The organism is Moraxella oblonga NBRC 102422, assembly GCF_001598275.1.
Classification (GTDB): domain Bacteria; phylum Pseudomonadota; class Gammaproteobacteria; order Pseudomonadales; family Moraxellaceae; genus Moraxella; species Moraxella oblonga.
The window spans coordinates 1-2,641 of record NZ_BCYQ01000081.1 but is presented as its reverse complement, the minus strand read 5'-3'; the positions used below and the strand labels follow the sequence as shown (position 1 = coordinate 2,641).

Here is a 2,641-nt window from a genome sequence, read left to right as displayed (position 1 = left end):
ATTATAACTTAAACAATTCATCATAGGTTAGTCCTGTGGATTGCTTGATTAGGTCAAAACTTAGACCAAGTGCTTTTAAGTTTTTAGCGATTTCAAATTGTTTTTCAATTTGCCCTTCTGCTCTGCCTTCTGCTCTACCTTCTGCTCTACCTTCCACCCTGCCTTCTTCCTTGCCCTCCTCCCTTGCGGTGTCTAAGGAATTTTTTAAATCACGATAATATTTTAAGCTGTCCTCATAGCTTTTATATTCGCTGGGGCTAAAATTGGCGATTTTGGCAGATTCAAAAAACTGCAAAAAAATCTGCTCATTTAATTCATTAGGCACTGTGTCCATTTCTGACAAATGTTTAAAGGCATAGAGCCATTTATCAAAATTACTTGTCAATTCGTCCAAGGATTTTCTAAATTTGGGCATTGATAAATAAATAAAGGTCAATTTATCATAAAAAACCTCGCCTGTTTCAAGCTCAGTCAATTTGACATCATAACGATATTTATCGCTGTGCTTATCATCATCAAAGACAAAATCCAAAATGGCAATGGTATAAATATGGGCAAGCTCAAAATTCCAATCATCGCCTTTTTGAGCTTGGTCTTTGATGGGGAAAGTAGCATAATACAAAGAGCGGTCTTTAAAAAACTTTTGCTTGGTTTTTTGTAATTCCACCACAAAGCGTTCGCCCCGCTCATTGGTACAATACAAATCAAAAATCGCCTTGCGGTCTGGGGCGGTGCTACCCAAATGCTCGGTATTAAGATATTGAATGTCCACAATCCGCCCTTGTTCTTGATACAAAAGCTCATTTAAAAAATGTTGTAACAAGATTTTGTTAGGTTCGGTACCAAACAAATGCTTAAAACCAAAATCAGTAAAGGGGTTAATATAAATGTTGGGCGATGGCATTGATAACTTCCAAATAAAATGATATATGCCCATTGTACTAAAAATTGCCAAGATTGCAAGCCATCTTGCTTTGATGAATGTTCTTAAAAATAAAAAAATGCTATAATAAAGCCCTTTTGATAAGGGGGTTTGTGATGTTTTTGATTTTAAAATCACTACATTTGATTGCGATGGTGTGCTGGTTTGCAGGGATTTTTTATTTGCCACGCCTGTTTGTTTATCACGCAATGAGCGATGATAAATTAAGCCAACAACGCTTTGTGATAATGGAGCGAAAGCTGTATCGGGGCATTATGAACCCTGCGATGATGGCGACTTGGCTGTTTGGTTTGTCTATGGTGCTAAGCAACTGGCAAATTTACAAAAGTCAAGGCTGGCTACACGCCAAATTGACCCTTGTGGTGCTTTTAACCATCTATCATATCATTTGTGGCAAATACCGCTTAAAACTTGTGGATAATCCGCACCTAAAAAGCGATAAATTTTGGCGTATTTTTAATGAAGTGCCTGTTTTTATTTTGGTGGCGGTGGTGTTTTTGGTGGTAACTAAGCCGTTTTAACTCTGTTCAGCTCTGGGGTGGTGCTGTTCGTGCAAACTTTGTAGTCGAGCAGTCGCTACATGTGTATAAATTTGCGTAGTAGACAAGTCACTATGACCAAGCAACAACTGCACACTTCGCAAATCCGCTCCATGATTGATAAGATGTGTTGCGAATGCATGACGTAGAGTATGAGGTGAAATGTTGGTGTTAATGTTGGCGATTTGAGCATATTTTTTAATCAAATGCCAAAAATTATGACGGGTCATGTAGCCCCCCTGCTCCGTCAAAAACACCGCTTGACAATCCGCCTTTGCAAGAGGCAACAACTCATGACGACACGACAAATAACTCTCCAACGCTTTGACTGCATACTCACCCAAAGGAATCAAGCGGGTTTTATTACCCTTACCCACAATCTGCAACCAACCTGCACTAAGATTAACTTGCTCAAGTGATAAATTCACTAACTCCGAAACCCGCAAACCACAAGCATACATCACCTCAAGCATGGCTTTGTCTCTTAACCCCAAAATCGTACTAATATCAGGACTGTTTAATAAGTTAGTAACTTGCGTCTCAGATAAAGTTTTGGGTAGAGGCTTATCCACTTTGGGATTCTTGATGTGTTCACAAGGATTATCCTCACGTTTTTTCTCAGCAATTTGCCACAAAAAAAACTGACGCAAACTCGCCAATACTCTGGCTTGAGTACGTGGCAATTTATCTTGACCTTGCAAATATGACAAGCATACTAAAATATCCCGTTCCACCCAATCCGTTAAAGGCTTATCAGTACTCTCCCCACACAACCGCAAATCCCTAATATAGGCATTGCGAGTGCGAGTAGAAAGTCCACGAGCAAGCATGGCAATACGAAACTCCGTCAAAAATGGCGGATCATTTTCAGTGGTTGTCAAACTAGGTGAACGTGGTTTAGTGGCACGAGTTTTACTCATTTTAACCCTTTTGAATCATATAACGGTAATTACCATCATCAAGTATGGCTTGCTCTACAAGAGCATGTCCTAAATGTCGACAAAAATTAGGAATATCGCGTGTAGTTGCAGGATCGCTCGCCATCACCATAATAATATCACCCGTATTGGCTTTTCGTATGGCTTTGTGTAAAAGCATAATAGGCTCAGGACAAACCAAGCCTACCGTATCAAGTTCATGTTGTGCAGTCATCTCTAAT

At 39.6% G+C, this 2,641-nt stretch carries 4 protein-coding genes; 1 reads left to right on the top strand and 3 read right to left on the bottom strand.

Features of this window, described 5'->3' with window-relative positions:
• Nucleotide 1 precedes the first annotated feature (1 nt).
• Complete coding sequence (locus MOB01S_RS11915; protein ID WP_066805811.1) at nucleotides 2-904, bottom strand: Rpn family recombination-promoting nuclease/putative transposase; 903 nt, start codon at nucleotides 902-904, stop codon at nucleotides 2-4.
• A 134-nt stretch (nucleotides 905-1,038) separates the two neighbouring features.
• On the opposite strand from MOB01S_RS11915, the gene hemJ reads away from it, so the two are divergent.
• Complete coding sequence (hemJ, locus tag MOB01S_RS11910) at nucleotides 1,039-1,464, top strand: protoporphyrinogen oxidase HemJ (RefSeq protein ID WP_066805804.1); 426 nt, start codon at nucleotides 1,039-1,041, stop codon at nucleotides 1,462-1,464.
• Here the strand turns inward: hemJ and xerD are convergent.
• Together xerD and tusA are read right to left on the bottom strand one after the other, a co-directional pair.
• Complete coding sequence (xerD, locus tag MOB01S_RS11905) at nucleotides 1,461-2,402, bottom strand: site-specific tyrosine recombinase XerD (protein ID WP_066805801.1); 942 nt, start codon at nucleotides 2,400-2,402, stop codon at nucleotides 1,461-1,463. The genes hemJ and xerD overlap by 4 nt on opposite strands.
• Before the next feature lies 1 nt (nucleotide 2,403).
• Nucleotides 2,404-2,634, bottom strand: a complete 231-nt coding sequence (gene tusA, locus MOB01S_RS11900; protein WP_066805807.1) for a sulfurtransferase TusA — start codon at nucleotides 2,632-2,634, stop codon at nucleotides 2,404-2,406.
• Between the last annotated feature and the right edge of the window lie 7 nt (nucleotides 2,635-2,641).